Raw genomic sequence first — 24768 nt, forward strand, 5'->3', positions numbered from 1 at the left:
GTATCGCCTGCGGTGAAATTTTATTCACTCGCATGCGCGCGTCAGCCCACTAGGTTCGCGACCGTTCCACCGGGTGCGGAGTCTCGCAACATGCTGGCGATCGTTAGGCTCGCGCTGCGGCGCCCCTACACCTTCGTCGTGCTGGCGATCCTGATCGTCCTGCTGGGGCCGCTCGCCGCGCTGCGGACGCCCACCGACATCTTCCCGGAGATCAGGATTCCGGTGATCGCGGTCGTCTGGACCTACCGAGGCCTGCCGCCGGACGACATGTCGGGGCGGGTGATCTACTACTACGAGCGACAGCTCAGCTCGAACGTCAACGACATCGAGCACCTGGAAAGCCAGTCGCTCCCCGGCATCGGCATCGTGAAGATCTTCTTCCAGCCGGGCGTCGATATCCGCACGGCGACCGCCCAGGTCACCTCGATCTCCCAGACCGTGCTGAAGCAGATGCCGGCCGGCATCACCCCGCCACAGATCCTCAACTACAACGCCTCCACCGTGCCGATCCTGCAGATGGCGCTCTCCAGCCCGTCCATGGGCGAGCAGCAGCTGTTCGACACCGGCCAGAACCTGATCCGGCCGGCGCTGGCGACGGTGGCCGGAACCTCGATCCCGCAGCCCTACGGCGGGCGCGAGCGGCAGATCCAGATCGACCTCGATCCTGTCGCCCTGCAGTCCAAGGGACTGTCGGCGCAGGATGTGGCCAATGCGCTGGCCGCCCAGAACCAGATCGTCCCGGCGGGCACCGCCAAGCTGGGCGCGTTCGAATACGTCGTGAAACTGAACAACAGCCCCGAGGCGGTGGACGCGCTCAACGACCTGCCGATCAAGACCGTCGATGGGACCACCATCCTGATCCGCGACGTGGCCCACGTGCGCGACGGCTACCCGCCACAGCGCAACGAGGTCCGCATCGATGGCCGCCGCTCGGTGCTGATGAGCGTGCTGAAGAGCGGCTCGGCCTCGACGCTGGCGATCGTCTCCGGCGTGAAATCGCTGCTGCCCAGGCTGCAGGCGTCGCTGCCGCCCTCGCTGCACGTCGCCCTCCTGAACGACCAGTCGCTGTTCGTGAAGGCCGCGATCTCCGGCGTGGTGAAGGAGGGCGTGATCGCCGCCGCCCTCACCAGCCTGATGATCCTGCTGTTCCTCGGGTCCTGGCGCTCGACGGTGATCATCGCGACCTCGATCCCGCTGGCGGTGCTGTCCTCGATCGCCGCGCTTTCGGCGCTGGGCCAGACGCTGAACATCATGACCTTGGGCGGCCTGGCGCTCGCCGTCGGCATCCTGGTCGACGACGCCACGGTGACCATCGAGAACATCAACTGGCACCTGGAGCAGGGCAAGGACGTCCGTTCGGCGATCCTCGACGGGGCGGCGCAGATCGTCACGCCGGCCTTCGTGTCCCTGCTCTGCATCTGCATCGTCTTCGTGCCGATGTTCTTCCTGCAGGGGATCGCGGGCTACCTGTTCGTGCCCATGGCCGAGGCGGTGGTCTTCGCCATGATCGCCTCCTTCGCGCTGTCGCGGACGCTCGTCCCGACCATGGCCATGTACCTGCTGCGACCGCATGACGGGGGCCACGCGGACTATCTGATGGAGTCGCACGGCGGGGCGAAGGCGGCGCGCCGGCTCTTCGCCCTCGCGCGCTTCCAGCATGCCTTCGAGGCTCGCTTCGCCAAGGTGCGCGAGGGCTACCGCAATGTGCTGGCCATGGCGCTCGGCGCGCGCCGACCCTTCGTCATCGGCTTCCTGGCGGTGGTGGCGGCGTCCTTCCTGCTGGCGCCGGCCCTGGGATCGAACTTCTTCCCGAGCGTCGACGCCGGCGCCATCACCCTGCACGTCCGCGCGCCGGTCGGCACCCGCATCGAGGACACCGCCGCCCTGTTCGACCGGGTGGAGGCCGCGATCCGCCGGACCATTCCGAGCGATCAGCTGGTCACCATCGTCGACAACATCGGCCTGCCGGTCAGCGGCATCAACCGCGCCTATTCCAACACCGGCGGCATCGGCCCGCAGGACGGCGACATCTACATCACGCTCAGCAAGGACCACCGCCCGACCGCGGACTATGTCGCCAAGCTGCGCGCCCAATTGCCGCGCGAGTTCCCGGGCGCGGTCTTTTCTTTCCTGCCGGCCGACATCATCAGCCAGATTCTGAACTTCGGCGCGCCCGCGCCCATCGATGTGCAGGTGGCGGGCCCCGACCGCGCCGCCGACGAGCGCTACGCGGCGGAGCTGCTGCATCGGCTGAAGGGCGTGCCGGGCCTGGCGGATGTGCGTCTGCAGCAGTCCAGCCACTATCCGCAACTCAACGTCGACGTGGACCGCGCCCAGGCCGACCGGCTGGGCCTCACCGAGCGCGACGTGACCAACACCATGGTGACCTCACTGGCCGGCAGCTTCCAGACCGCGCCGACCTTCTGGCTGAACCCCAAGAACGGGGTCTCCTATCCGATCATCGTTCAGAGCCCGCAGCAGGACGTGGACTCGCTCTCCAAGCTGGAGAACATCCCGCTCAGCAACGGCAAGCCCGGCGACATGCAGATCCTGGGCGGGGTGGCGCAGGTGAGCCGCGGCGACGGCGACGCGGTGGTCAGCCACTACGCGATCCAGCCCGCCTTCGATGTCTACGCCACGACCCAGGGCCGGGACCTGGGCGGCGTCGCGGCCGACATCAACAAGGTGCTCAAGGCCACCGAGAAGGACCTGCCCAAGGGCGCCCAGGTCACCCTGCGCGGCCAGGTCACCACCATGAACGAGGCCTTCGCCGGCCTGGGCTTCGGCCTGATCGCGGCGATCGTGCTGATCTACCTCTTGATCGTCGTGAACTTCCAGAGCTGGTCCGACCCCTTCGTGATCGTGAGCGCGCTTCCCGCAGCGCTCGCGGGCATCGTCTGGATGCTGTTCGCCAGCGGCACGCCGCTCTCGGTGCCGGCGCTGACCGGCGCGATCATGTGCATGGGCGTGGCGACCGCCAACTCGATCCTGGTGGTGAGCTTCGCCCGCGAGCGGCTGCTCGTGACCGGCGATGCGCTGACCGCGGCCCTGGAGGCGGGTTTCAGCCGCTTCCGCCCGGTGCTGATGACCGCGCTCGCCATGATCATCGGCATGAGCCCCATGGCGCTGGGCCTCGGCGAAGGCGGCGAGCAGAACGCGCCCTTGGGCCGCGCCGTCATCGGCGGCCTGATCTTCGCCACCGCCGCGACCCTGCTGTTCGTTCCGGTGGTCTTCAGCCTCGTCCACCGCAAGCCGGCCGCCGTTCCCGCGCCGCTGGGCTCCGAACCTGGGGCCGGAGAAGCCTATGCCGTCTGACCCGTCCGTGAACGACCACGACATCCCCGAGGCCCTGCGCCACCGCCCGCAGCCCTGGCTGAAGCCGGTCGGCCTGGCAGGCGCCGGCCTGGCGGTGGTCGTGGTCGCGGCGGGCCTGATCGGCCGCGGCGTCGCCAGCGCCAATCTCAAGGCGACCACCCACGAGGCCGAAGTCGCCTCCGTCGAGCTGATCTCGCCGAGCGCCGACGCCGCCGACGAACCGCTCACCCTCCCCGCCGACGTCCAGGCCAACGACATCGCCGCCCTGCACCCGCGGATCAGCGGCTACATCAAGGACTGGAAGGTCGATATCGGGGCCCATGTGAAGGCCGGCCAGGTGCTGGCCGATATCGACACGCCCGACCTCGACCAGCAGCTCGCTCAGGCCAAGGCGGCGCTGGCGACGGCGACGGCCAGGCGCACGGTCGCCCAGATCAGCGCCGACCGCTGGAGCCGCCTCCTGGCCAAGAACGCCGTCTCGCAACAGGAGACCGACGAGAAGACCGGCGACTTGGCCGCCAAGAGCGCCGATGTCCAGGCCGCCAAGGCCGACCTCGACCGGCTGGCCGCGCTGGAATCCTTCAAGCGCCTGATCTCGCCCTTCGATGGGGTGGTCACCCAGAGGAACGCCCACGTGGGCGCCCTGGTCAGCGCCAACTCGCCGAACGATCCGGGCCTCTTCACCGTGGCCGACGTCCACCGCCTGCGCATCTATGTGCACGCGCCGCAGGACGTCTCGGCGGAGCTGACGCCCGGCCTGGAGGCCAGCGTCACTGTGCCGGAACATCCCGGCCGGGCGTTCAAGGCGAAGCTCGCCAGCACGTCCGAGGCCGTGGGCGCCCAGTCCGGCGCGCTCACCGCCGAACTGCAGATCGACAATGCCGACGGCGCCCTGAAACCCGGCGACTACGCCCAGGCGACCTTCAAGCTGGCGCACGCCCCGGGCGCGGTCCTGCGCCTGCCGGCCGCGGCGGTGATGTTCCGCCAGAAGGGCCTGGCGGTCGGCGTGGTCGACGCCCAGAACCGGGCGCACATCCGCTATGTCACCCTGCGCCGCGATCTGGGGACCCAGGTGGAGATCGCCACCGGCCTTTCCGCCGCGGACCGGGTGATCGCCAACCCCCCGGACTCGTTGGAAGACGGCGAGACCGTTCGCGTCGCGGCGCCGGCGAAGGGCCGCGGATGAGGCGGTTGCGCGCGCTTGCGGCGGCGACCCTGGCCGGGACGGCGCTCAGCGCCTGCTCGCTGGCGCCGGCCTATGCGCCGCCGCAGGTCAGCGTGCCGCAAACCTTCAGGGAGAGAGGCCCGTGGACGCAAGCCACACCCGCCGACCAGATCCCTCGCGACGCCTGGTGGCAGGCCTATGGGGACCCGCTGCTCGACCGGCTGGAAGGCCAGCTCCAGGCCGCCAGCCCGACGCTGGCCGAAGCCCTGGCGCGCTACGACACCTACCGCGCGCTCGCGGGCCTCGCGGCGTCGGCCCAATACCCGACACTTGGCGCCGGCGCCTCAGTCACCCGCAACCGCCAGTCGAACAATCGACCCCTCCGCGGCTCCGACCAGCCGGACATCTATTCCGCCGACACCGTGGGCCTGGCCGCCGACTACGAGCTCGACCTCTGGGGCCGGGTGCGCAACAGCGTGGCCGCCGGACGCGCCGACGCCCAGGCCAGCGCCGCCGACCTGGAAAACGTGCGCCTCAGCCTTGAGGCCCAGCTCGCCGACGCTTACATCCGCCTGCGCTCGAACGACGCCGAGGCCGCCCTGCTCGCCGACTCCGTCCAGGCCTATGAGACGGCCTACGGAATCACCGAGGACCGCTTCAAGGAAGGCTTGGTCAGCGACCTCGACGTCAGCCGCGCCGAGACCCTGCTGCAATCCACCCGCGCCGAGGCCAGCGACCTGAAGGCGCAGCGCGCCCTCTATGAACATGCGATCGCCAGCCTGGTGGGCCAGCCGGCGTCCAGCTTCGCGATCCCGCCCGCGGTGGTCAGCCTGGCCCTGCCCAACCGGCCGACGGGCCTGCCGTCCACCCTGTTGCAGCGCCGCCCGGATGTGGCCGCCGCCGAACGCCGCGCCGCCGCCGCCAACGCCCGTATCGGCGTCGCCCGCGCCGCCTACTTCCCGCGCCTGGACCTGCTCGGGAATGGCGGCTGGCAGAACACCGCCTTCGCCGACCTGCTGGCGCCCGGCGACACCTACTGGCTGCTGGGGCCCCAGATGGTCGGGACGATCTTCGATGGCGGCGCCCGCAAGGCCCGGGTCGAGGCCGCCCGCGCCCAGCTCGCCGAAGCCAGCGCGGCCTACCGCGCCCAGGTGCTGCGCGCCTTCCAGGACGTGGAGGACAACCTCGCAACCCTGAACGACCTGGCCGCCGAAGCCGGCCAGCAGGACGCCGCCATCAAGGCCGCCGCCCGCACCGAGGCCGCCGCGCTGGCCCGCTATCAGGAAGGAGCCGCCAGCTACCTGGAGGTGGTCACCGCCCAGGCCGCCGCCCTGCAGGCGCGTCGGGTCGGCATAGAGGTCGAGGACCATCGCCTGCAGGCCAGCGTGAATCTGGTGCGGGCGCTCGGCGGCGGCTGGACCACGGCGGACCTGCCGAGCCCGAGCCAGGTCGCGCGCGCCGCACAGACCGCCTGCCCGCGCCGATCGGCGGACGCCCTGGGGTGCTGAGCCTGTGCTCCGGCGCCAGCGCCGCCGCCGTTTCACCGGCGGCGGGTCCGGCCCGCATGGAGCTCGTTTAGAAGCCCCGCATAGTCGCGGAGCGGCCGGCAGGCCGCGCCATCGAGCTTGCCGCCTTCGTCGTAGCGCCTCAGCCGCACCGCCGCGGCGAAATGCGGAATGGCCTCGAACCGCCGCGCCTGGCGCACCGAAAACGGCCCGCCCTGCAGCTTCAGAGTCCGGGTCGAGGCCTCGCTCAGGCGCGCCGCGTAGCCCGGCTCCGCCGCGCAGAGGTAGCGCTTGGCGGCCACGTGCAGGGCGATCGGCTGGACGACGTCGGGGCCGAAGACCGAGCGCAGCGCCGCGGCGCCGCGGACCTCGTGCCGGGCGTCGGTTTCCGATTCGGCGCCCTCGTCCGCCTCCAACAGATGCCCCAGGTCGTGCAGCAGGGCGGCGGCGATCAGGCTGTCGCCCGCCCCGTCAGCCTCGGCGAGCTGGGCGCACTGCAGGGCGTGCTCGATCTGCGAGACGCCTTCGCCGTAGTGGCGCGCGCCAAGCCGTTCGAAGAGCTCGAATATCGTCTCGATCGCCGCGGCATTCATGCCGGTCCTCGCCCGCCCTTTCCGGTCATCCCGCCCGAACGACCATCGCGCTCAAGCGGTTGAATATCAAAACTGAACCGCCGGAATAGCGCGAAATCCGGCCAACTTCCAATAAGAGATAAAACTACAGATGTCAGTGTTCAGTATACGGATCGAGATCGAAGTCTAGAATTCGATGTGCGCGGAAATCTATTCATCGATCTGAGATTTCAGCGTCACCGAAGGTTCATGTGGCCCTCCTAGCTTCGCGGTCCTAGGCGCGGCGGGGGATACGTCGCGCCCTTCTATTTGCGTGAGCTGTTTTCAGCGTCTGCGCGGCGGCCGCCTCGGCCGCCGGCGGAACGGCTGGGCGGCGCGCATGGGGACCACAGAGGGGCAATCATGAAAAACAGATACATCGTTTCCTGCGCCGTGGCCGCGATCCTGAGCGGGGGCGCAGGCGGCGCCTTCGCCGCCGACGCCGCGGCTGACGCCGGGGCCTCGTCCGCGGTGCTCGACGAGGTGATCGTCACCGCGCAGCGGCGCGACCAGTCGGCTCAGGACGTGCCGATGACCATCCAAGCGTTCTCGGGCGCCGCGCTCGCCCAGCGCAACATCGCCACCTTCGACGACCTCATCCGGATCACACCGAACATCGAGTTCGCCAAGAACGGGCCAGGCCAGGGCAACATCTTCATGCGCGGCCTCTCGGCGGGCTTCGCCGGCAACCAGTCCAGCGCCACGGTCGGCAACTTCCCCAATGTGGCGGTCTATCTGGACGAGCAGTCCATGCAGTTCCCGGCCCGCAACGTCGACCTCTACCTGGCCGACATCGACCGGGTGGAAGTGCTGGAGGGTCCGCAAGGCACCCTGTTCGGCGGCGGCGCCGAGGCCGGCGCCGTGCGCTACATCACCAAGAAGCCGAAGCTGAACGCCTATGAGGGCAGCCTCGACGCCAGCTATGGCGTCCAGAGCCACGGCGACCCGAGCACGTCCTTCACCGCGGTGCTGAACATGCCGCTGATCGACGACAAATTGGCCGTGCGCGGCGTGATCTATAGCGACCACCAGGGCGGCTACATCGACAATGTGCCCTCGACCTTCACCCGCAACAACGTCGACAACAACGTCTACTTCGGCATCAAGCCGACCGCCGGCAAATGCCCCAACGGCCTGCCGCCGGGGCCGCAGACCGGCTTCTGCACCATCCCCAACGCGTCCCAGCAGCAGGTCAACAACGACGCGCTCGCCAGGAAGAACTGGAACCCGGTCACCCACGACGGCGCGCGCCTGTCGGTCCTCTACGATATCAACAACGACTGGGACGTGCTGATCACCGAAAGCTTCCAGAACCTGGACGCCGAGGGCCTGTCGACCACGCTGCCGGTCGGCTCTGACTTCCAGCCGCTGAAGCCGCTGGAGACCACGGTCTTCTCGCCGACCTACGACAAGGACCGCTTCCAGAACACCGCCTGGACCCTCAACGGCAAGGTCGGCGACCTGAAGGTGATCTACACCGGCGGCTACATGACCCGCCACATCAACCAGCAGATGGACTACACCAACTACTCCCGCACCCTCTACGGCCAGTACTATGAGTGCACCGGCGGCGGCGCGGGCCTGCTCGGGAAGGGGCCGCTGACCTGCTATTCGCCGGTCACCAACTGGCACGACGTGGTGCGCAACACCCATCAGAGCCACGAAATCCGCGTCAGCACGCCGGACAACTGGCGGCTGCGGGCGATCGGCGGGGTGTTCTACGAGAAGTTCCGCATCTTCGACACCATGGACTTCAACTACAAAACCGTGCCCGCCTGCCACGAGGGCAACAACCTGGCCGTGGCGCTGGCCGGCGGCGCGACCTGCTTCGGCAACGACGAGCCCTTCCCGGGGTCGACCACCAACGAGCCGGGCCCGCGCCCCGACAACACCGGCTTCGGCGAAGAGGTGCAGCGCGGCTACGACCAGACGGCGCTGTTCGGCTCGGTGGACTACGACATCATCCCGGAGGTGCTCACCGCCACCGCCGGCACGCGATATTATCACTATACGGAGGATGAGACTGGGTCGGTTTACAGCACCAACTCGGCCTGCGTGAACGTGCTGGTCTGCGGCCACAACACCAACATCGACGCGGAAAACCTCCACGCCAAATACACCGGCTTCAAGAGCCACTTCGGCCTGACCTGGAAGCCCATGCAGGACACCCTGCTCTACTACACCTTCTCCCAGGGCTTCCGGCCGGGCGGCTTCAGCCGTTCCGCACGGGACAAGGCGCCCGACGCCAACGGCGTGCCGCAATTCAAGACCCCGCTCGCCTATACGCCGGACACGCTCACCAACAACGAGGTCGGGCTGAAGAAGGAACTGTTCGACCACCGGCTGCAGGTGAACCTGTCGGCCTACTACATGCAGTGGAAGAACGTTCAGATCGCGCTCTACCAGCCCTGCTGCCTGGGCAACACGACCTTCCTGGTGAACGGGCCGGACTACACGATCAAGGGCGTCGAGGCGCAGTTCACGGGCCGCGTCACCGACGCGTTCACGCTCAGCGGCTCGGCGACCTACAACGACAACACCCAGTCGAACTCGCCCTGCCTGACGGGCAACGAGCCGAACTCGCCGACGCTTGGCCAGTGCATCACCGAGATCAAAGGCAAGCCGTTCGTGAACCCGTTCGGCGTGCAGGGCGGTGTCTCGGCCTTCTCGCCGAAGATCCAGGCCAACCTGCGCGGGCGCTACGATTGGGATCTCAACCCGTTCAAGGCCTTCGCCCAGGCCGATGTCAGCTATGTGGGCAAGATGTTCACCCAGCCGGCCAACTACACCCCGGGCGATTCCCCGGCCGAACAGCCGATCCCGGACACCACCTACCTGCGCTACGAGCTGCCGGCCTACACCACCGTCGGCGCCGCGATCGGCGTGAGCCGGGACAACTGGACCCTGCAGCTGGTCGGGCAGAACCTCAGCGACTCCCACGCCTCGACCTTCACCAGCACCGCCCAGTTCATCAAGTCGGAGGTGCCGCTTCGGCCGCGGCAGGTTCTGGTCCGGCTGACCGCCACCTACTGAGACCGGCTGTCATAGAACTGTCGGAGAGGGGTGGCAGGCATAGCCGCCCCTCTTGGTCTAAAATTCATGTCCGTCGCCGCCGAGCCTGCGCCCGCCATCTCGCTAGAGCAGGAGGTCGGCCGCCTGCGCCATTTGCAACAGGAGGGCGCCCATGCCGCGGCCCTGGCGCGGGCCGAGGCGGAACTGGCCCGGTTCCCGGAGAACCGCGACCTGCTGCTGATCGCGGCGACCAGCCTGCGCCATCTGCGGCGGGTCGATGAGGCGCTGGCGGTGCTGGCGCGGTTGGAGGCCCTGCAGCCCCGGTTCAGCCGCCTGCATCAGGAGCGTGGCCTGTGCCTCGTCCAGCTGAAGGATGCGCGCGGCGCCATTGCGGCCCTGCTGCAGGCCGTGAACCTGAACCCCGCCCTGCCGGCGAGCTGGAGCATGCTGGAGCGCCTCTACGGCATGGTGGGCGAGAGGGCCGACGCCCAGACCGCGGCCGAGCATGTGGCGACGCTGAAGGCGCTACCCGGCGAGGTGGTTGCGGCGACCAGCCTGTTTTCGGACGGCGACCTGGCGCCCGCCGAGCAGATCGTCCGCGCCTACCTGCTGCGCGAGGGCGACCAGGTGGAGGCCATGCGGCTGCTGGCGCGCATCGGCCTGGCGCACGACGTCCTCGACGAGGCCGAGATCCTGCTGCGGGCGGTGCTCGAGCGGGCGCCGGCCTACACGGCGGCGCGCTACGATTTCGCCCAGACCCTGATCAAACGGCAGAAATACGCCGAGGCGAACGTCGAGATCGCCGCGCTGCTGGCGGTCGGTCCGGCGAACCCCGACTACCTCACCCTGGCCGCGACCTCGGCGGTGGGCCTCGGCCAGCATGAGCGGGCCATCGCCATCTATCGCGACATGCTGCGCGACGCGCCGACGTCGTGGGACGTGCCGCTCTGGCTCGGCCATGCGCTCAAGACGCTCGGGCGGGTTCCCGAGGCGATCGAGGCCTACCGCGCGGCGGCCCGGGCGCGGCCCGATTTCGGGGACGCCTACTGGAGCCTGGCCAACCTCAAGACCTACCGGTTCGACGACGACGAGATCGCCCGCATGCGCGCCGAGACCGACAGCCCCGGCATCGGCGCGGAGGATCAGGTCCACCTCTGTTTCGCGCTCGGCAAGGCGCTGGAGGATCGCGGCGAGATCGCCGCCTCCTGGGCCTGGTATGCGCGCGGCAACGGCCTGCGCCGCGCCGCGAGCCGCTACCGCCCGGAGATCCAGGAAACCAACACAAGGCTTCAGCGCGAGGTCTGCACCGCCGAGTTCTTTCGGATGCGGCGCGGCTGGGGGAATCCACGGCCCGACCCGATCTTCGTGCTCGGCCTGCCACGCTCAGGTTCGACCCTGCTGGAGCAGATCCTGGCCTCCCATTCGCAGGTCGAGGGCACCCAGGAGCTGTCCGACGTCCAGCGCATCGTCCTCGACCTGCAGGGCCGCGACCCGGACCTCGACAGCCCACGCTATCCTGCGGCCTTGACCGACCTCACGGCTGAGGATTTCCGGCGGCTGGGCGAGACCTATCTCGCCGACACCCAGGTCTACCGCACCGGCCGCGCGTTCTTCGTCGACAAGATGCCGAACAACTTCCGGCACATCGGCCTGATCCACCTGATGCTGCCGAACGCCAAGATCATCGACGCGCGGCGCGACCCGATGTCCTGCTGCTTCTCGAACCTGAAGCAGCTCTTCGCCCAGGGGCAGGAATTCACCTACAGCGAGGGCGACATCGCCCGCTACTACCGCACCTATCTGGACCTGATGGACCATTGGGACGCGGTCCTGCCCGGCCGCGTGCTGCGGGTCCTGCACGAGGACGTCATCGACGACCTTGAGGGCAATGTGCGGCGCGTGCTGGACCACTGCGGCCTGCCGTTCGAGCGTCCTTGCGTCGAGTTCCACAAGACCGCGCGCAGCGTGCGCACGCCCAGCTCCGAGCAGGTGCGCCAGCCGATCTTCCGCGATGGGCTTGACCAGTGGCGGGCCTACGAACCCTGGCTCGGCCCCTTGAAGGACGCGCTCGGCGACGCGCTCACCCGCTACCGAAGCTAGCGCGCCGCGAGCGCCGCGGGCAGATCGGCGACCGTGTCGATGACGATGTCGGCGCCGGCCGCCATCAGCGCCGCGCCCGCCGCCGCCACGCGCGTCTTGCGGTCGGCCGCGTCGAGCGCCTGGAACGCCGCGAGCGGCAGGCCCACGCTGTTGCCGGACGCCGCCACGCCGACGGTGAAGCAGCCGGCGGCGCGGCCCTCGGCGACCCCGGCCTCGGCGTCGTCCACCTTGACCACCCGGCTGAGCGGCCAGACGCCGAGCTCGGCGCAGGCCTTGTAGATCATCAGCGGCGAAGGCCGGCCCTGCGGCGTCTCGCCGGCGCAAAGCACGTGGTCGGGCGCGTAGCCCTGCTCGGCCGCCCGGACCAGGACCGGGGCCATCATCTCGCGGGTGTAGCCGGTGGACGATGCGATCCTCAGCCCGCGCTCCCGCAGCGTGCGCACCGCCGCCGCCGCTCCGGGGATCAGCTCGGACGCCACCGCGGCGGCCTCGCGCATCAACGGCCCGAGGTCCTCCATCAGGTCGTCGACGTCGGCCTCCGTCGGACCGCGGCCCTGTGCGGTCTTCCAATCGCGGGCCACCTCCGGTCGCGCCAGCAGGGCGCGGACGTGATCGGCCTTGGCGATGCCCATGTCGGCGCGCGCGGCGGCTTCGGCCAGCACGACGCCCCGCCGGGCGAAGGCCTTCACATAGGCGTCGATCGGCGCGCAGCAGCCGAAGTCGACCATGGTGCCCGCCCAGTCGAAGATCACCAGATCGAAAGGCCCCGCCGGCTTGTCCGTCATGCTCTCGCTCCGTTTCCGAAAAGCTCGCCCACCACCTCTTCGCCGAGCGCGAAGCCTGTTGAAGCGCCCGCGCCGGTCGTGACCATCACCAGCCGCACGCCCGCCATCGGCGTGTCGACCAGCACCGTGCGGTCCTGCGCCGAGGCGTAGGTGCCGGTCCAGCGCTCCACCACCGGCGAGGGCGGACGGCCGAACACCGCGGTGAATTCGTCGAGGATCAGCGCATCGACCGCCTGATGTGAAAACGGGTCGGGCGTGGCCGCGTAGTGGTGGCTGTCGCCGACCACCAGGCTGCCGTCGGCGCTCTGGACGACGATCAGATGGACGCCGTTCGCCAGATGCGCCGGCTGTTCGGCGGTCAGGCGCGCGGCGAGCGCCGCAGCTTCCGGCAAGGCGCCGTAGCCGGCGTACCGCACCAGGCCGAGATCGGACATCACCGCCGCCGGGAGCTGAAAGCCCGGGTCGGCCAGCCGCAGCATCTGCAGCTTGCATCGGGTCAGGCCCGCGGCCGCCGCCCGCTCGGGGAACAGGGTCGACAAATCGTCGCCGGGACAGACGCAGATCGCGCCGGCCTCGATCGCGCCGCGGGCGGTCGACAGCCGTCCGGTCTCCACGCCTTGGACCGCCGCGCCCCACCGGAAATCGACGCCGTGGCTGGCCGCCAGCCAGGCCGCCAGGCGCGGGATCGCCTGACGCGACTCCACCCGCAGGTCGTGCGGGCTCCAGAGCGCCATCTTGAGCCCCTCGCCCGCCAGGTGCGGGTGGTCGCGGCGGATCTCGCCCGCTGTCAGGAGACGGCAGCCCTGCGCCATCTCGGTGGCCATGAAGGCTTCCAGCACCGCGACCGCCTCCTCGCGCCGCGCGGTCATCACCAGGCCCCGATGCAGGATCGGGATGCCGGCCTGCGGCGCCACGTCGGCCCAGATGTCGCGCGAGCGCCGGGCGCGGTCCCACATCGGCCCGCGCTCCTGGCCGGTCACGGTCACGAAGCCGAAGTTGCGCACCGAGGCGCCGTTGGCCTGGGCGTCGCGGTCGACCACCACCACGCGCTTGCCGCGCCGGGCGGCCGCGAGCGCGCAGGCCATGCCGACGATGCCGGCGCCCACCACGGCGAGATCGTAGGGGCCGGTCCCGGCCATGGCGTTCCTCTAAGGCGAACTGCGAATCTGACCAGAAGACACCAGGAACGTGACAGCTCGACGAGCTTTTCGTCACCACAGCGTCATCGATGTCTTTAATGCTGGCGACCGCGCGCGATCCCGCGCCGGACGTCAACAAAGAGGCTCACCTTGGGCGGCAAGCTGCAGCAGCGACTGGCCCAGGCGAATCCGATCCTGTTCACGACCGTCGCCGGACTGGCGGGGTTCTGCGCCTACTTTTCGATGTACGCGTTCCGTAAACCGTTCACCGCAGCGACCTTCGAGGCCGTCCCGGGCTGGAGCTTCGTCCTCGACTACAAGATCGCCCTCGTCCTGGCCCAGGTCGCTGGCTACGCGCTTTCCAAGCTGATCGGCATCAAGGTGGTTTCGGAGCTCAGCCCGGCGCGGCGGGGCATGGCCATCCTCCTGCTGATTGCGCTCTCCTGGCTCGCCCTCGTCGCCTTCGCGGTCGTGCCCGCGCCGTGGAACGTGGCGGCGCTGTTCTTCAACGGCCTGCCGCTGGGCATGATCTGGGGCCTGGTGTTCGGCTACATGGAGGGCCGCCGCGTGTCGGAGGCCCTGGGCGCCATCCTCTGCGCCAGCTTCATCCTGTCGTCCGGCGTGGTGAAATCGGTCGGGTCCTGGCTGATGACCTCGGCGCACGTGGACCGCTTCTGGATGCCGGCGGCGGCCGGGGCGGTGTTCCTTCCCCTGCTGCTGGTCTCGGTCTGGGTCCTAGGCCAGCTTCCGCCGCCAAACGCCGCCGACGAGGCGCAGCGCATCAAGCGGGCGCCGATGAGCGCGGCTGAGCGCGGCGCCTTCCTCGCCGTCTATTGGCCGGGCGTGACGCTGCTCACCGCCTCCTACGTCCTGCTCACCGCCTTCCGGGACTTTCGCGACAACTTCGCCGCCGAGGTCTGGACCGCGCTCGGCTACGGCAAGGAATCCGCCGTCTTCACCCAGAGCGAACTGCCCGTGGCGGCCATCGCGCTGGTGGCGCTCGCCGCGGTCATGGCGGTGCGCGACAATCTGAAAGCCCTGATGGTGATCCACGGAATCGTGGTGGCGGGCTTCCTGCTGCTCGGCGGCTGCACGTGGGCCTTCGAGGCCCATCTGATCTCGCCCTTGGCGTTCATGATCGCGGCCGGCGCCGGCCTCTACCTGGCCTACACGCCGTTCAACGCCATGCTCTTCGACCGCCTGGTGGCGTTCAGCGGCCGCATAGCCACCGCCGGGTTCCTGATCTATGTCGCCGACGCCTCAGGCTACCTCGGCAGCGCCGCCCTGGTGGTCTGGCGCAACTTCGGCGCGGTCAAGATGGACTGGCTGCGCTTCTTCATCCTCAGCGCCTACGCGACCAGCGCAGTCGGCGCCGTGCTCTCCGCCGCCGCGGCGATCTACTTCCTCAGGCAAGGCCGGGCCGCCGCGCGCGGGGTCGCCATCGCGCCAAAAGCCGAGGCCGTGAGGGTCACCTAGCGTCCTTCCCCCTGCGACGACGCTGAAATTCCATCGCCGTGGAGGCCGTGATAGCCTCGGGGCGTTCAGCTTGTGGGGGAACAGCATGCTGGCTCAGATGCTCGCGCTTATGGCCGCCGCGGCGCCAGCGCAGGGCGCTGCGCCCGCCCCGGCTCCGACGTCCACGCCGGCCGCAGCGTCCGCCCCGGCCTCGAACACCGTCTCGCCGGTCACCGTCTCGCCCTCGCCGGACAAGGCGCCGAGCGCCGCGACCATCAACCTGCGCGCCGAGCAGATGAGCCCCTGGGGCGGCGACTTCACCGCCATCTGGCCGGCCGGCGCCTACAACGCCGGCGTCGATGGCCACGTGATCCTGAACTGCGTGATCGACGCCCACGGCCTGGCCGAGTCCTGCCAGGTCGCGAAGGAGACGCCGGCCGGCAAGAAGCTCGGCGCCGCGGCGCTGGAGCTGCGGCCGACCTTCAAGCTGAAGCCCGCCACCGACGCCGACGGCCAGCCGGTGAGCGCGGTCATGGCCCTCAACGTCACCTTCACCTCGCCCAAGGAGGATTTCGACAACGAGAAGCTGATGGATCAGATCCACAAGCGCGCCGGTCGATTCGACTTCGGCACCCTCGACATCCCGCCTGGCGGCGGCAAGCTGGCGACGCGCGGCGTGACCATCATGGACAATCCGGTCTGGACCGACGCGGCGAGCTTCGACGACCTGGCGGCGGCCTATCCAGGCGCGGCCGGCGGGGTCGAGGGCTATGTGGCCGCCCACTGCCGCGTGGAGCGGTCCGGCGACAAGGCCGGGATGCTGCGCGACTGTCAGATCATCAAGGAGAGCCCCGCCGCCGTCGGCTTCGCCAAGGCCGGCCTGGCGCTCACCGCCAAGTTTCGCGCCGATCCCGCCCCCTTGGCCCGGCTCTCCAGTCACGGGGAGGTATGGGTCGACATCCAGATGCGCCTGCCCGCGCCGACGCCGGGGCAGACCGAACGCACGGTCACCGCGCCCAGGTGGATCGTCACGGTCGATCCCAAGGTCCTGCCGCAGCTGTTCCCGCCGGAAGCCCGCGCCAAGGGCCTGACCGATGGCCGCGGCGCCGCCCGCTGCCGCGTGGCCGGCGACGGCACGCTCACCGGCTGCGTGCCCGAGGACGCCGACCCCGACGGCCTGGGCTTCGCCGAGGTCGCCGCCCGCGTCGCTTCGAAGATGCGCATGAACCTGTGGTCGGCGGACGGCGCGCCGGTCGACGGCGGCGTCGTGCACGTGCCCATCCATCTCAGTCTCGCGGAGACCAACTGACTCATGAAGGTTCAGATCATCGCCCTTTTCGCCCTGGCCGCCGCATCGGCGGCGGGCGCGGCGTCGGCCCAGGACAATCTGCCGGTCGGCGGCGAAGTCGTCCTCCCCTGGCCGGGCGGCGGTAGCGCGCTCGTCGAAGGCCACGTGACCCTGCAGTGCCTGGTCGACGCCCACGGCCTGGCCGAGACCTGCAAGGTCGGCTCGGAGAGTCCCGCGGGCAAGAACCTTGGCCGCGCGGCCCTGCGCCAGCGCACGGTGCTGAAGCTGAAACCCCCGGTCGGGCCCGATGGCCAGCCGGCGAGCGCGGTGATGGCCATCAACGTGCGCTTCAATCCACACGTCCATGAGTTCGATTCGACCGAGATGGCGCGCCAGCTCTCGACGCCGAGCGCCAAGGGCTTCGGCACCTTGAACGTCCCCTCCAACGACAGCCCGGCGAGCGCGGGCGACGAGGCGCGTATCGAGTATCCCATCTGGGCCCAGGCGCCGACCTTCGAGGCGCTGGCCGCGGCCTATCCGGCCAAGGCCGGCGGGGTCGAGGGCTACGCCGCGGCCCATTGCAAGATCGAGCGCGACGGCGCCAAGGCCGGACTGCTGCGCGAGTGCGGCGTGCTCAAGGAGTTCCCCGAGGGCCAGGGCTTCGGCAAGGCCGCGCTCAGCCTCGCCGATAAGTTCCGCGTCGAGCCGGCGACTCTGGCCAACCTGCCGCGCAGCGAGCCGATCTGGGTCGCCATCCCGATCCGCCTGCCGCCGCCCGGCGGCGCCCACGCCGTGGAGTCGCCGCAGTGGATCGTCGGGCTCGATCCGAAGGCCATCCAGCGGATGTTCCCGGCGCAGGCCGCCGCCAAGGGCGTCTCCGCCGGCCGTGGCGTCGCCCGCTGCACCGTGGCCGCGAACGGCGCGCTCAGCGCCTGTGCCCCTGACACGGCGCAACCGGCCGGGCTCGGCTTCTCGGAGGCCGCCGTGGCGCTCGCTGGGACCATGCGGATGAACCTCTGGTCGGCGGATGGCGCGCCGGTCCAGGGCGGTCAGGTGCGCATCCCAATCCAGCTGAGCCAGAACGGCGCGAACTAGGTGCTGGCGCAGCTCCTCGCCCTCTTCGCGGCGGCCGCTGCGCCAGCGACGCCGCCGACGACGCCGACGCCGGGCAACACCGTCTCGCCGGTGACCGTCTCGCCGAGCCCGGACAAGGGACCCATCGCCGCCACCGTCGACATGCACGGCGAGGAGGAAAGCCCCTGGGGCGGCGATTTCACGGCCATCTGGCCGCGGGACATGACCCACTCGGGCGTCGAGGGCCACGTGATCCTGAACTGCCTGATCGACGCCCACGGCCTGGCGGAGTCCTGCAAGGTCGCCTCCGAGACCCCGGAGGGCAAGAAGCTCGGCCGCGCGGCCCTGGAGCTGCGCTCGACCTTCAAGCTGACGCCCGCCACCGGCGCCGACGGCCAGCCCACCAGTGCGGTGATGGCGATCCGCATCCTCTTCAAGGCGCCGTCGCAGGACTTCGACAACCAGGAGTTCCAGCGCGCGCTCACCCGGGGCAAGGGCGGCTTCGGCACCCTCGACATCCCGCCGACCCACAATCCGATCCTCACCCGCAACGAGGCCATGCTGGACAATCCGGTGTGGGCCACCGCGGCGACCTTCGACGACCTGGCGGCGGCCTATCCGGCCAGGGGCGGCGGCGTCGAAGGCTATGCGGCGGCGCACTGCCGGGTGGAGCGCGACGGCGACCGGGCCGGCCTGCTGCGCGATTGCCAGGTCATCAAGGAGAGCCCCGCCGGCCACGACTTTGACAAGGCCGCGCTCAGCCTGGCGACGAAGTTCCGCGCCGAGCCCGCGACGCTCGCCGCCATTCCCAAGCGCGAACCGCTATGGGTCGATATTCCCATGCGGCTGCAGCCGCCCTCGGCCATCGCCGAGCGGGTCGTCTACAAGCCACGCTGGATCGCCGGCGTCGACCCCAAGGCGGCGCCCCGGCTGTTCCCGCCCGAGGCCGTCGCCCAAGGCCTGACCACCGGACGCGGCGTCGCGCGTTGCACCGTCGGGGCCGACGGGACGCTGACGGCCTGTGCGCCGGAGCCCGGCGATCCCGACGGCCTGGGCTTCTCCGAGGCCGCCGTCCACCTGGCCGCCGGCATGAAGATGAACCTCTGGTCGGCGGACGGCGCCCCGGTCGAGGGCGGCGTCGTCCACATCCCGATCCGCCTGAACCTTAAGGGCGGCGGCTAGGCCGTCACTTCGAGGCCACCACCGCCGGGGCGGCCTTCTCCTCGACCCGCGCGCCGGCCAGGATGTTGGGCAGCGAATAGTTGCCCTCGTGGCAGGCGTATTCGTAGATCGGCCCCTTGGCCGCGCGCATCGGCATCTCCGCCTTCCAGACCTTGGTGAAGGTCGCCGGATCGTCCACCGAGAACTCGTATAGGATCTGGTCCCTGGCGGTGCGGGTGAAGCGCTCGGTGATCTTGGTCTGCGGGGAATAGGGGAAGCCGCCGCCGAGCGAATAGACGTGTCCCTTGACGTTCATGTTGACGGTCTCGACGACCAGGGTGTCGCCCTCCCACCAACCCACGGAATCGCCCAGCCAGGGCTGCAGGGCGGCGGGCTGATGGGCGGGGTCGCCCATCCGGATCATGCGGACGTCGTGGTTCATCTCCACCTGGATGGCGACATAGTCCTTGGTCTGGATGATCTGGTAATTGCCGTTGAAGCCGGTGTTCATCATCGGCGGGCCTTCCGGCGAGCCGATGGCGGTCAGACAGCGCTCCTGGGTGTCGCGCGCCTCCGGGTTGGCGAAGTCCTCCGGCGCCTTGGCCGCTTCGGCGCGGGCCTTCTTGGTCGCCTCGTTGAACGGTAGGCGTCCGTCCGCCGGGTCGACGATCCAGGAGGTGCGCGGCTGTCCGTTGATGCGGCCCAGGCGCAGGTCCATCTCGATATAGTCGGACTGGGGCGCCTCCTTGACCACCGGCGGGGCCGGCGCCTTGGGGTCGATCGGATCGGGCTTGATGATATCGCCGAGTTGCGACTTGAAGAGGCCGATCATCATCGCCTCCTCCTTGTCGGTGGCCACGAGGCCTTTGAAGATCGGCGGCCGCTGCAGGAAGGTGAGCGCGGTGTTGGTCCACAGCCCTTGCAGGTCCGGCGCGCCATAGACGGTCCGCGGCGCCTTGTAGGCGGGCGGAACGGCGGGGGCCGCGGCGGCGGCCTCGGCGGTAAGCGCGGCGGCCGCGACGGCGATGCAGACGAGCGCGAGCGTTCTCATGACATGACCTCCAGGGCGGGGCCGGCGGCGCCGCGGTTGGCTTTGGGGGACTTGCGCTGGCCGGCGCGCTGCGTGCGGACCAGCCAGTAGGCGATGGTCAGGACGAGCGCGGCGACCGGGATCCATTGCAGATTCACCGTCGGGCCATGGAACAGCAGGCCGCCGGCCTTCGGCTGGGCCAGGGCCGACATGAGGGCGATGAACAGCGCCAGACCCATGCGCCAGATGTGTCGCGTCAGCCGCCGCGGCCGGGTCAGCACGGGTCCCAGGATCACCCGCAGATCGGTCACGGCGACCAGCCCGGCGATGGCGCCCATGACGAAGTAGGCGAACCAGGGAACGCCGGCGAGCGCGTGGTCGGGGCTCACGAGCGCCTGCCGCCCGAGCAGGCCGATCATCACCATTCCACAGGCCAGCACCACGACGCCGCCGGTCTCCAGGGCGCCGCCCTTGACCTGGGCGCTGCGCCCGGCGAGCCAGCCGGTGAGCACCAGGTAGAAGGTGATCGCCCCGCCGAAAGCCGAGCCGTAGTCCTGCAGCATCGGCGACACCACCGCGCCGATGCCCGCCATGGTCAGCATGGCGGCGAAGAAGACATTGCCGGCGGCTCGGTGGACGGGCCCGCCCTTCCGGGCCGCCAGGGCCACGGCGCCGGAAGCCAGGCCGAGCACGCCGCCGCCGATGTGCGAATAGAGCACCGCGCCGGCCGCGGCGCGGATCAGGACCGGGGCGTCGGATGCGATTTGCAGGTGGCTCATCGGTGGGCTCCCTCAGCTCGCGTGGCGGCGGATGAGGCACGGACAGGCCGGGCCTCGGGCTAGCGGGCCAGCGGCCGACGCGCCGCGGCCTTGGGAGACGGCGGCCTTCTCGACGGCCACCGCGGCGTCCAGGGCGCTGATGTGGACGCCCGGCGTCTGCATCAGAAAGGCGGCCGTGACGGAGATCAGGACGTGCATCGTCGCTCGCTCCTCAGGTGGTGCGTTGCGGGGCGGCGGCCCGAAATCGAAAAGGGGACGCCGAGGCGGACTTCGCTACAGGGCCGGCGCGGGGCCGGTCAGATCGGCTCGCGGCGGCGTCGCATCCAGACCGCGACGGCGATCATGCCGGCCGCCGCCAGCAATCCCAGCCACAGCCCCGGGGACGAGACGAACTTCGCCGCATCGATCTGCTCGATTCCGATGCTGGGAATCCCATGCGCCGGGGGCTTGGGAACCACGAAGGCCGTCTCGCCGGCGCCGGTCAGGCGCGACTGGATCAGGCGGCCGAGGTAGGTGGTGCCAAAGGCGATCCGCTCGGCGACAGCCAGGCCCAGCGGCGGCAGCACCGCCCACAGGAAGGGCGCCCGCTTGGCCCAGCCGGAGACCATCAGCAGCCAGGCGTAGACCGGCGCCCACCACAGGGAGAGGACGACCGTGCTGTAGGCGGCCACCGCCACGATGTCGGCGAACGGCACCGGCACGTCGGCGTCGGCGCCTTGGCCGTGCGTGGCGAAGGCCAGGGCGCCGATGGCGTACAGGGTCACTTCCGTCGCCAGGGCGATCGCCAGGGTCACCGCCGGCAGGATCACCATGGGCGCCACGATCTTCGCGAGCACCGTCGTCAGATTGCCCACCGGCAGCGACTTCCAGAACAGGATGCTGCGGTCGCGCCGCTCGTTGAACAGGCCGCCCAGGCAGTAGAACACCGCCACCAGGAACATCGTGACGAGCATCGCGGCGGTGACCATGTAGAACGGGAGCGCCACCATGGCGCGGCGCTGCTCCGGCGTCGGGGGCGGCCCTTCCACCTTGATGACCTTCTGCACGGTCACGCCGCCGTCGGGCGTTGACTGGCTGATCGTCGTCGTCTGCGAGGGCGGCGCGGTCTGCGCCGCCGTCGCTACGGTGCGGTGCACCGATTTGCCGCCGTGGGTGCTCAGCGCCGCGACGCAGGCGCCGACGATCACCAGGGCCGCGACCGCCAGCGGCGCGATCCAGATGGCGGGATTTTCCCACAGCTCGCGGCGCACCGACCAGAAGAACGGGCGAACCGGGCGGGCGGGCGCCGGCGGCGAGGCCGGCCGGTCGAACGGAGTGTCGGTCATGGTGTCGCCCATGCTGCTTGATGGCGCGCTCATTTTGCGGCCCCTTTGTCTTGGCCGCCGATCAGGGCGACGAACAGGTCGGCGATGCTGGGCGTGCGGACCTCGCCCAGCGGGGCGAGGCGCGCGCGGTCCACGCCGTCGAACAGAAGCACGCTGCGGCCGAACAGCTGGCGCTCGCGAACGGGCCCCAGTCCTCGGGCCGCGGCGAGCTGGTCGGGGCCGACCATGACCTCGGTGAAGCGCGCGTCGAGCGCCTCCATGCTGGTGTCCAGCACGATCCGGCCGTGGTCGATGAACATTAGATCGGTCAGGATGTCCTGGATCTCTTCCACCTGGTGCGTGGTCACCACGATGGTCCGGCTGTTGTCGAAATAGTCGTTGAGCAGGGTGTCGTAGAACTGCTTGCGGTAGAGCAGGTCGAGGCCGAGCGTCGGCTCGTCCAGCACCAGCAGCTTCGCGTCGATGGCCATGATCAGGGCCAGGTGCAGTTGCGTGACCATCCCCTTGGAGAGCTCGCGCACCTTGCTGGCGAGCTTGATCTGGGTCTTGGCCAGGAAAGCCTCGGCCCGGGCGCGGTCGAAGCGCGGGTGGACGCCGGCCACATAGTCCAGGGCCTGGGAAACCTTCATCCAGCGCGGCAATACGGCCACGTCGGCGATGAAGCAGACGTCGGTCATCAGCTTGTCGCGCTCGGTCCAGGGGTCGCGCCCCAGCACCCTCAGCTCGCCCTCATAGGGGCTGAGGCCCAGGATGGCGTTGAGCGCGGTCGACTTGCCGGCGCCGTTGGGGCCGATCAGGCCCAGGATGCGGCCCTCCTCGACCTTCAGGTCGACGCCGTCCAGCGCGACGGTCGTCTTGTAGGCCTTGCGCAGGCCGCGGGCTTCGATGCAGGCCATGGTTCAGCCCTCTCCCTTGGGGCTCGGGGCCAGCAGATCTTTGGCGGTGAGGCCCAGCCGCTGGATGGTGGCCTGGATCTGCGGCCATTGCTCGGCCAGGAAGCGCTGGCGCTCGGCGTGCAGCAGCAGGTCCTTGGCGCCGGCGTTGATGAACAGGCCGAGACCCCGGCGCTTTTCCACCAGGCCTTCGTCCGCCAACTGCTCGTAGCCCTTCATCACCGTCAACGGATTGACGCGGTATTCCGCGGCCACATTGCGGACGGACGGCAAGGGGTCGCCCTCGCCCAGCACGCCGTCGAGGATCATCGCGACCACCCGGTCGTGAATCTGCCGGTAGATCGGCTGACTGTCATTCCACTCTCGATCCATCGTCTGTTCCAGATGGTCCTTTCGAAGCGGCCGGCGGCCGCTCGCGATAACTTCCCAACCTTGCGGCGATTCACGTGGGAGCCCTTGCCCAATGTGTTACGCTGAGATGGTGTTCTAGTGAACTATATCACTAAGCGCAACAGCTTTTTTCGGAGCGATGTGACGCGCGAGAAATCGCTCCCCATTATTCCCTATTGACCCCTATTGTTCTCTTTGGCTATGCCGATTTCGGCCTGTTTGGGAACATTCCGATGCCTGACATCCTCGCCTGTGTGCCCCAGGACCGCCGCCCGGCGGCCAGGGCGGCCTTGGCTCAAGCCTTCGGCCCGGAGACGGTGAGCGCGGTTGCGCCGGTCACCGGCGGGGCCTCCGGCGCCCTCACCTATCGGGTCGAGGCGGATGGCCGGGCCTATCTGCTGCGGCTGGAGACGCCGGTGCGCAACGGCCTGCGCGATCCGCGCCGCAGCTTCGCCTGCATGACGACGGCGGCCGAGGCCGGCCTCGCGCCCGCCTTGCATCACGCCGATCCCGAGACCGGCGTCGCGATCATGGACTTCGTCGACCAGAAGCCGCTGGCGGACTATCCCGGCGGCCGCCCCGCGCTCGCCCGCGACCTCGGCCGCCTGATCGCGCGGCTGCAGGCGACGCCGGCCTTTCCGCCGGTCGCCGACTATCCGCAGGTGGTCCAGGGCCTGTTCGCCTACATCCGCGGCTCCGGCCTCTTCGCGCCCGGCCTGCTGACCCCGCACGCCGAGGTCCTGACGCGCCTCTGCGCGGCCTATCGCTACGACGGTCCCCAGGTCTCCAGCCACAACGACGTCAACCCGCGCAACATCCTGTTCGATGGCGAGCGGCTGTGGCTGATCGACTGGGAGCTGTCGTTCCGCAGCGACCCGCTGGTCGACATCGCCATCCTGGCCATCGAATCCGCACCGACGCCTGAGCTGGAGGCCGCCCTCTTCGAAGGCTGGCTCGGCCATGCGCCGGACGCGGCAATGCAGGCCCGCTACGCGCTGGTGCAGCGGTTGACGACGCTGTTCTACGCCTGCCTGCTGCTGGCCTTCTCCGCGAGCCTGCCGCGCGAGGCGCCCGACAGTGACCTCACCGCGCTTACCCTTGAAGCGTTCACCGCCGCCCTGGCCGAAGGACGGCTCTCGGGGCCCAGCCCGGAGCTGCTCTACACGGTCGGCAAGATGCGGCTCGCGGACTTCCTGCAGGGCGCCGACACACCGGAATTCGAGGACGCCCTGGCTAAGGTTCATCACGGCTAGCGCACGCCGCCGTTCCCATCTGACGCAAGGTGAACTATCTGACGTCGGCGCGGTCGCGGCCGCGCTTTCGAACGCGTCCGGAGTAGCCCGCCTTGGCCGATCTCGCCGTCTTCTACGAGCACCCGCAGTGGTTCGAGGCCCTGTTCAAGACCCTGGACCGCCGGGGCCTGAACTGGACCCCCATCGAGATCCAGAGCCACACCTTCGACCCGGCGGACACCACGCTTCCGGCGCCGGTGATCCTCAACCGCTTGGCCATGTCTTCCTTCCTGCGCCAGGAGGAGCACGCGCTGTTCTACTCGATGGCCGCGCTGGACCACTGGCAGAGCCTGGGCGCACGGGTGATCAACGGTCCGGGCGTCTTGGCCTACGACACCAACAAGGCCCGCCAGCTCAGCCTGTTCCGCAAGGCGGGCCTGGCGACGCCTGCGACCCGCGTCGCCCATCGCCGCGCCGATGTCCCGCGCCTGGCCGCCGAGATCGGCTAT

Annotated in this window: 20 protein-coding genes; 11 read left to right on the forward strand and 9 right to left on the reverse strand. The window is 69.8% G+C overall.

All coding sequences use genetic code 11. The features are described from left to right. Positions 1-90 precede the first annotated feature (90 nt). The 3 genes from VKQ35_RS00380 to VKQ35_RS00390 are packed head-to-tail and all read left to right on the forward strand — an operon-like array spanning position 91 to position 5988. Positions 91-3315 (forward strand): efflux RND transporter permease subunit, encoded by a 3225-nt coding sequence (locus VKQ35_RS00380; protein ID WP_324357895.1) that lies wholly within the window; start codon positions 91-93, stop codon positions 3313-3315. Beyond that, a complete protein-coding gene (locus tag VKQ35_RS00385) occupies positions 3305-4501 on the forward strand; it encodes an efflux RND transporter periplasmic adaptor subunit (protein ID WP_324357897.1) in 1197 nt (398 codons plus the stop codon). The genes VKQ35_RS00380 and VKQ35_RS00385 overlap by 11 nt, the downstream gene beginning before the upstream one ends. Next, on the forward strand, positions 4498-5988 hold the full coding sequence (locus VKQ35_RS00390; protein ID WP_324357899.1) for an efflux transporter outer membrane subunit: 1491 nt from the start codon (positions 4498-4500) through the stop codon (positions 5986-5988). The genes VKQ35_RS00385 and VKQ35_RS00390 overlap by 4 nt, the downstream gene beginning before the upstream one ends. Before the next feature lie 32 nt (positions 5989-6020). Here the strand turns inward: VKQ35_RS00390 and VKQ35_RS00395 are convergent, their stop codons facing one another. Next, a complete protein-coding gene (locus tag VKQ35_RS00395) occupies positions 6021-6578 on the reverse strand; it encodes a phosphonate degradation HD-domain oxygenase (RefSeq protein ID WP_324357901.1) in 558 nt (185 codons plus the stop codon). Between the two features lie 381 nt (positions 6579-6959). Here VKQ35_RS00395 and VKQ35_RS00400 point away from each other — a divergent pair, with 381 nt between their 5' ends. Continuing rightward, positions 6960-9629 carry a TonB-dependent receptor gene (locus VKQ35_RS00400; RefSeq protein ID WP_324357903.1) on the forward strand — a complete coding sequence of 890 codons (2670 nt, stop codon included), beginning with the start codon at positions 6960-6962 and terminating at the stop codon, positions 9627-9629. A gap of 66 nt (positions 9630-9695) precedes the next feature. Next, positions 9696-11708, forward strand: a complete 2013-nt coding sequence (locus tag VKQ35_RS00405; RefSeq protein ID WP_324357904.1) for a sulfotransferase — start codon at positions 9696-9698, stop codon at positions 11706-11708. Here VKQ35_RS00405 and phnX read toward each other — a convergent pair. Together phnX and VKQ35_RS00415 are read right to left on the reverse strand one after the other, a co-directional pair. Further along, the gene (phnX, locus tag VKQ35_RS00410) at positions 11705-12493 is read right to left on the reverse strand and encodes a phosphonoacetaldehyde hydrolase (protein WP_324357906.1); all 789 of its coding nucleotides are present in this window, start codon (positions 12491-12493) and stop codon (positions 11705-11707) included. The genes VKQ35_RS00405 and phnX overlap by 4 nt on opposite strands. Further along, positions 12490-13632 carry a TIGR03364 family FAD-dependent oxidoreductase gene (locus VKQ35_RS00415; RefSeq protein WP_324357908.1) on the reverse strand — a complete coding sequence of 381 codons (1143 nt, stop codon included), beginning with the start codon at positions 13630-13632 and terminating at the stop codon, positions 12490-12492. The genes phnX and VKQ35_RS00415 overlap by 4 nt, the downstream gene beginning before the upstream one ends. Positions 13633-13782: 150 nt before the next feature. On the opposite strand from VKQ35_RS00415, the gene VKQ35_RS00420 reads away from it, so the two are divergent. The 4 genes from VKQ35_RS00420 to VKQ35_RS00435 all read left to right on the forward strand — a co-directional run bounded on the left by VKQ35_RS00420 (position 13783) and on the right by VKQ35_RS00435 (position 18631). After that, complete coding sequence (locus VKQ35_RS00420; protein WP_324357910.1) at positions 13783-15108, forward strand: DUF5690 family protein; 1326 nt, start codon at positions 13783-13785, stop codon at positions 15106-15108. A gap of 85 nt (positions 15109-15193) precedes the next feature. Next, complete coding sequence (locus VKQ35_RS00425; RefSeq protein ID WP_324357911.1) at positions 15194-16396, forward strand: TonB family protein; 1203 nt, start codon at positions 15194-15196, stop codon at positions 16394-16396. Positions 16397-16399: 3 nt separating this feature from the next. After that, on the forward strand, positions 16400-17470 hold the full coding sequence (locus tag VKQ35_RS00430) for a hypothetical protein (protein WP_324357913.1): 1071 nt from the start codon (positions 16400-16402) through the stop codon (positions 17468-17470). Next, positions 17471-18631, forward strand: coding sequence for a TonB family protein (locus VKQ35_RS00435; protein ID WP_324357915.1), 1161 nt, complete (start codon positions 17471-17473; stop codon positions 18629-18631). A 4-nt stretch (positions 18632-18635) separates the two neighbouring features. On the opposite strand, the gene VKQ35_RS00440 is transcribed toward VKQ35_RS00435, so the two are convergent. From VKQ35_RS00440 to VKQ35_RS00465, 6 genes are all read right to left on the reverse strand, one after another. Continuing rightward, the gene (locus tag VKQ35_RS00440) at positions 18636-19661 is read right to left on the reverse strand and encodes a hypothetical protein (protein ID WP_324357917.1); all 1026 of its coding nucleotides are present in this window, start codon (positions 19659-19661) and stop codon (positions 18636-18638) included. Then, entirely contained in the window at positions 19658-20419 is a 762-nt protein-coding gene (locus VKQ35_RS00445; protein ID WP_324357919.1) for a hypothetical protein, read from the reverse strand. Before VKQ35_RS00445 ends, VKQ35_RS00440 begins: the two co-directional genes overlap by 4 nt. Positions 20420-20431: 12 nt before the next feature. Then, positions 20432-20617 (reverse strand): hypothetical protein, encoded by a 186-nt coding sequence (locus tag VKQ35_RS00450; RefSeq protein WP_324357921.1) that lies wholly within the window; start codon positions 20615-20617, stop codon positions 20432-20434. 98 nt (positions 20618-20715) lie between these two features. Beyond that, positions 20716-21777 carry a hypothetical protein gene (locus VKQ35_RS00455; protein WP_324357923.1) on the reverse strand — a complete coding sequence of 354 codons (1062 nt, stop codon included), beginning with the start codon at positions 21775-21777 and terminating at the stop codon, positions 20716-20718. Beyond that, on the reverse strand, positions 21774-22640 hold the full coding sequence (locus VKQ35_RS00460) for an ABC transporter ATP-binding protein (protein WP_324357924.1): 867 nt from the start codon (positions 22638-22640) through the stop codon (positions 21774-21776). Before VKQ35_RS00460 ends, VKQ35_RS00455 begins: the two co-directional genes overlap by 4 nt. Before the next feature lie 3 nt (positions 22641-22643). Then, on the reverse strand, positions 22644-23009 hold the full coding sequence (locus VKQ35_RS00465) for a GntR family transcriptional regulator (protein WP_324357925.1): 366 nt from the start codon (positions 23007-23009) through the stop codon (positions 22644-22646). A 251-nt stretch (positions 23010-23260) separates the two neighbouring features. On the opposite strand from VKQ35_RS00465, the gene VKQ35_RS00470 reads away from it, so the two are divergent. Beyond that, positions 23261-24280, forward strand: coding sequence for a choline/ethanolamine kinase family protein (locus VKQ35_RS00470; protein ID WP_324357927.1), 1020 nt, complete (start codon positions 23261-23263; stop codon positions 24278-24280). 92 nt (positions 24281-24372) lie between these two features. Beyond that, the coding region (locus tag VKQ35_RS00475; RefSeq protein ID WP_414692299.1) for an ATP-grasp domain-containing protein at positions 24373-24768 on the forward strand (396 nt) is incomplete at its 3' end.

Origin of the sequence: Phenylobacterium sp. (assembly GCF_035309685.1) — a bacterium.
Taxonomy (GTDB): domain Bacteria; phylum Pseudomonadota; class Alphaproteobacteria; order Caulobacterales; family Caulobacteraceae; genus Phenylobacterium.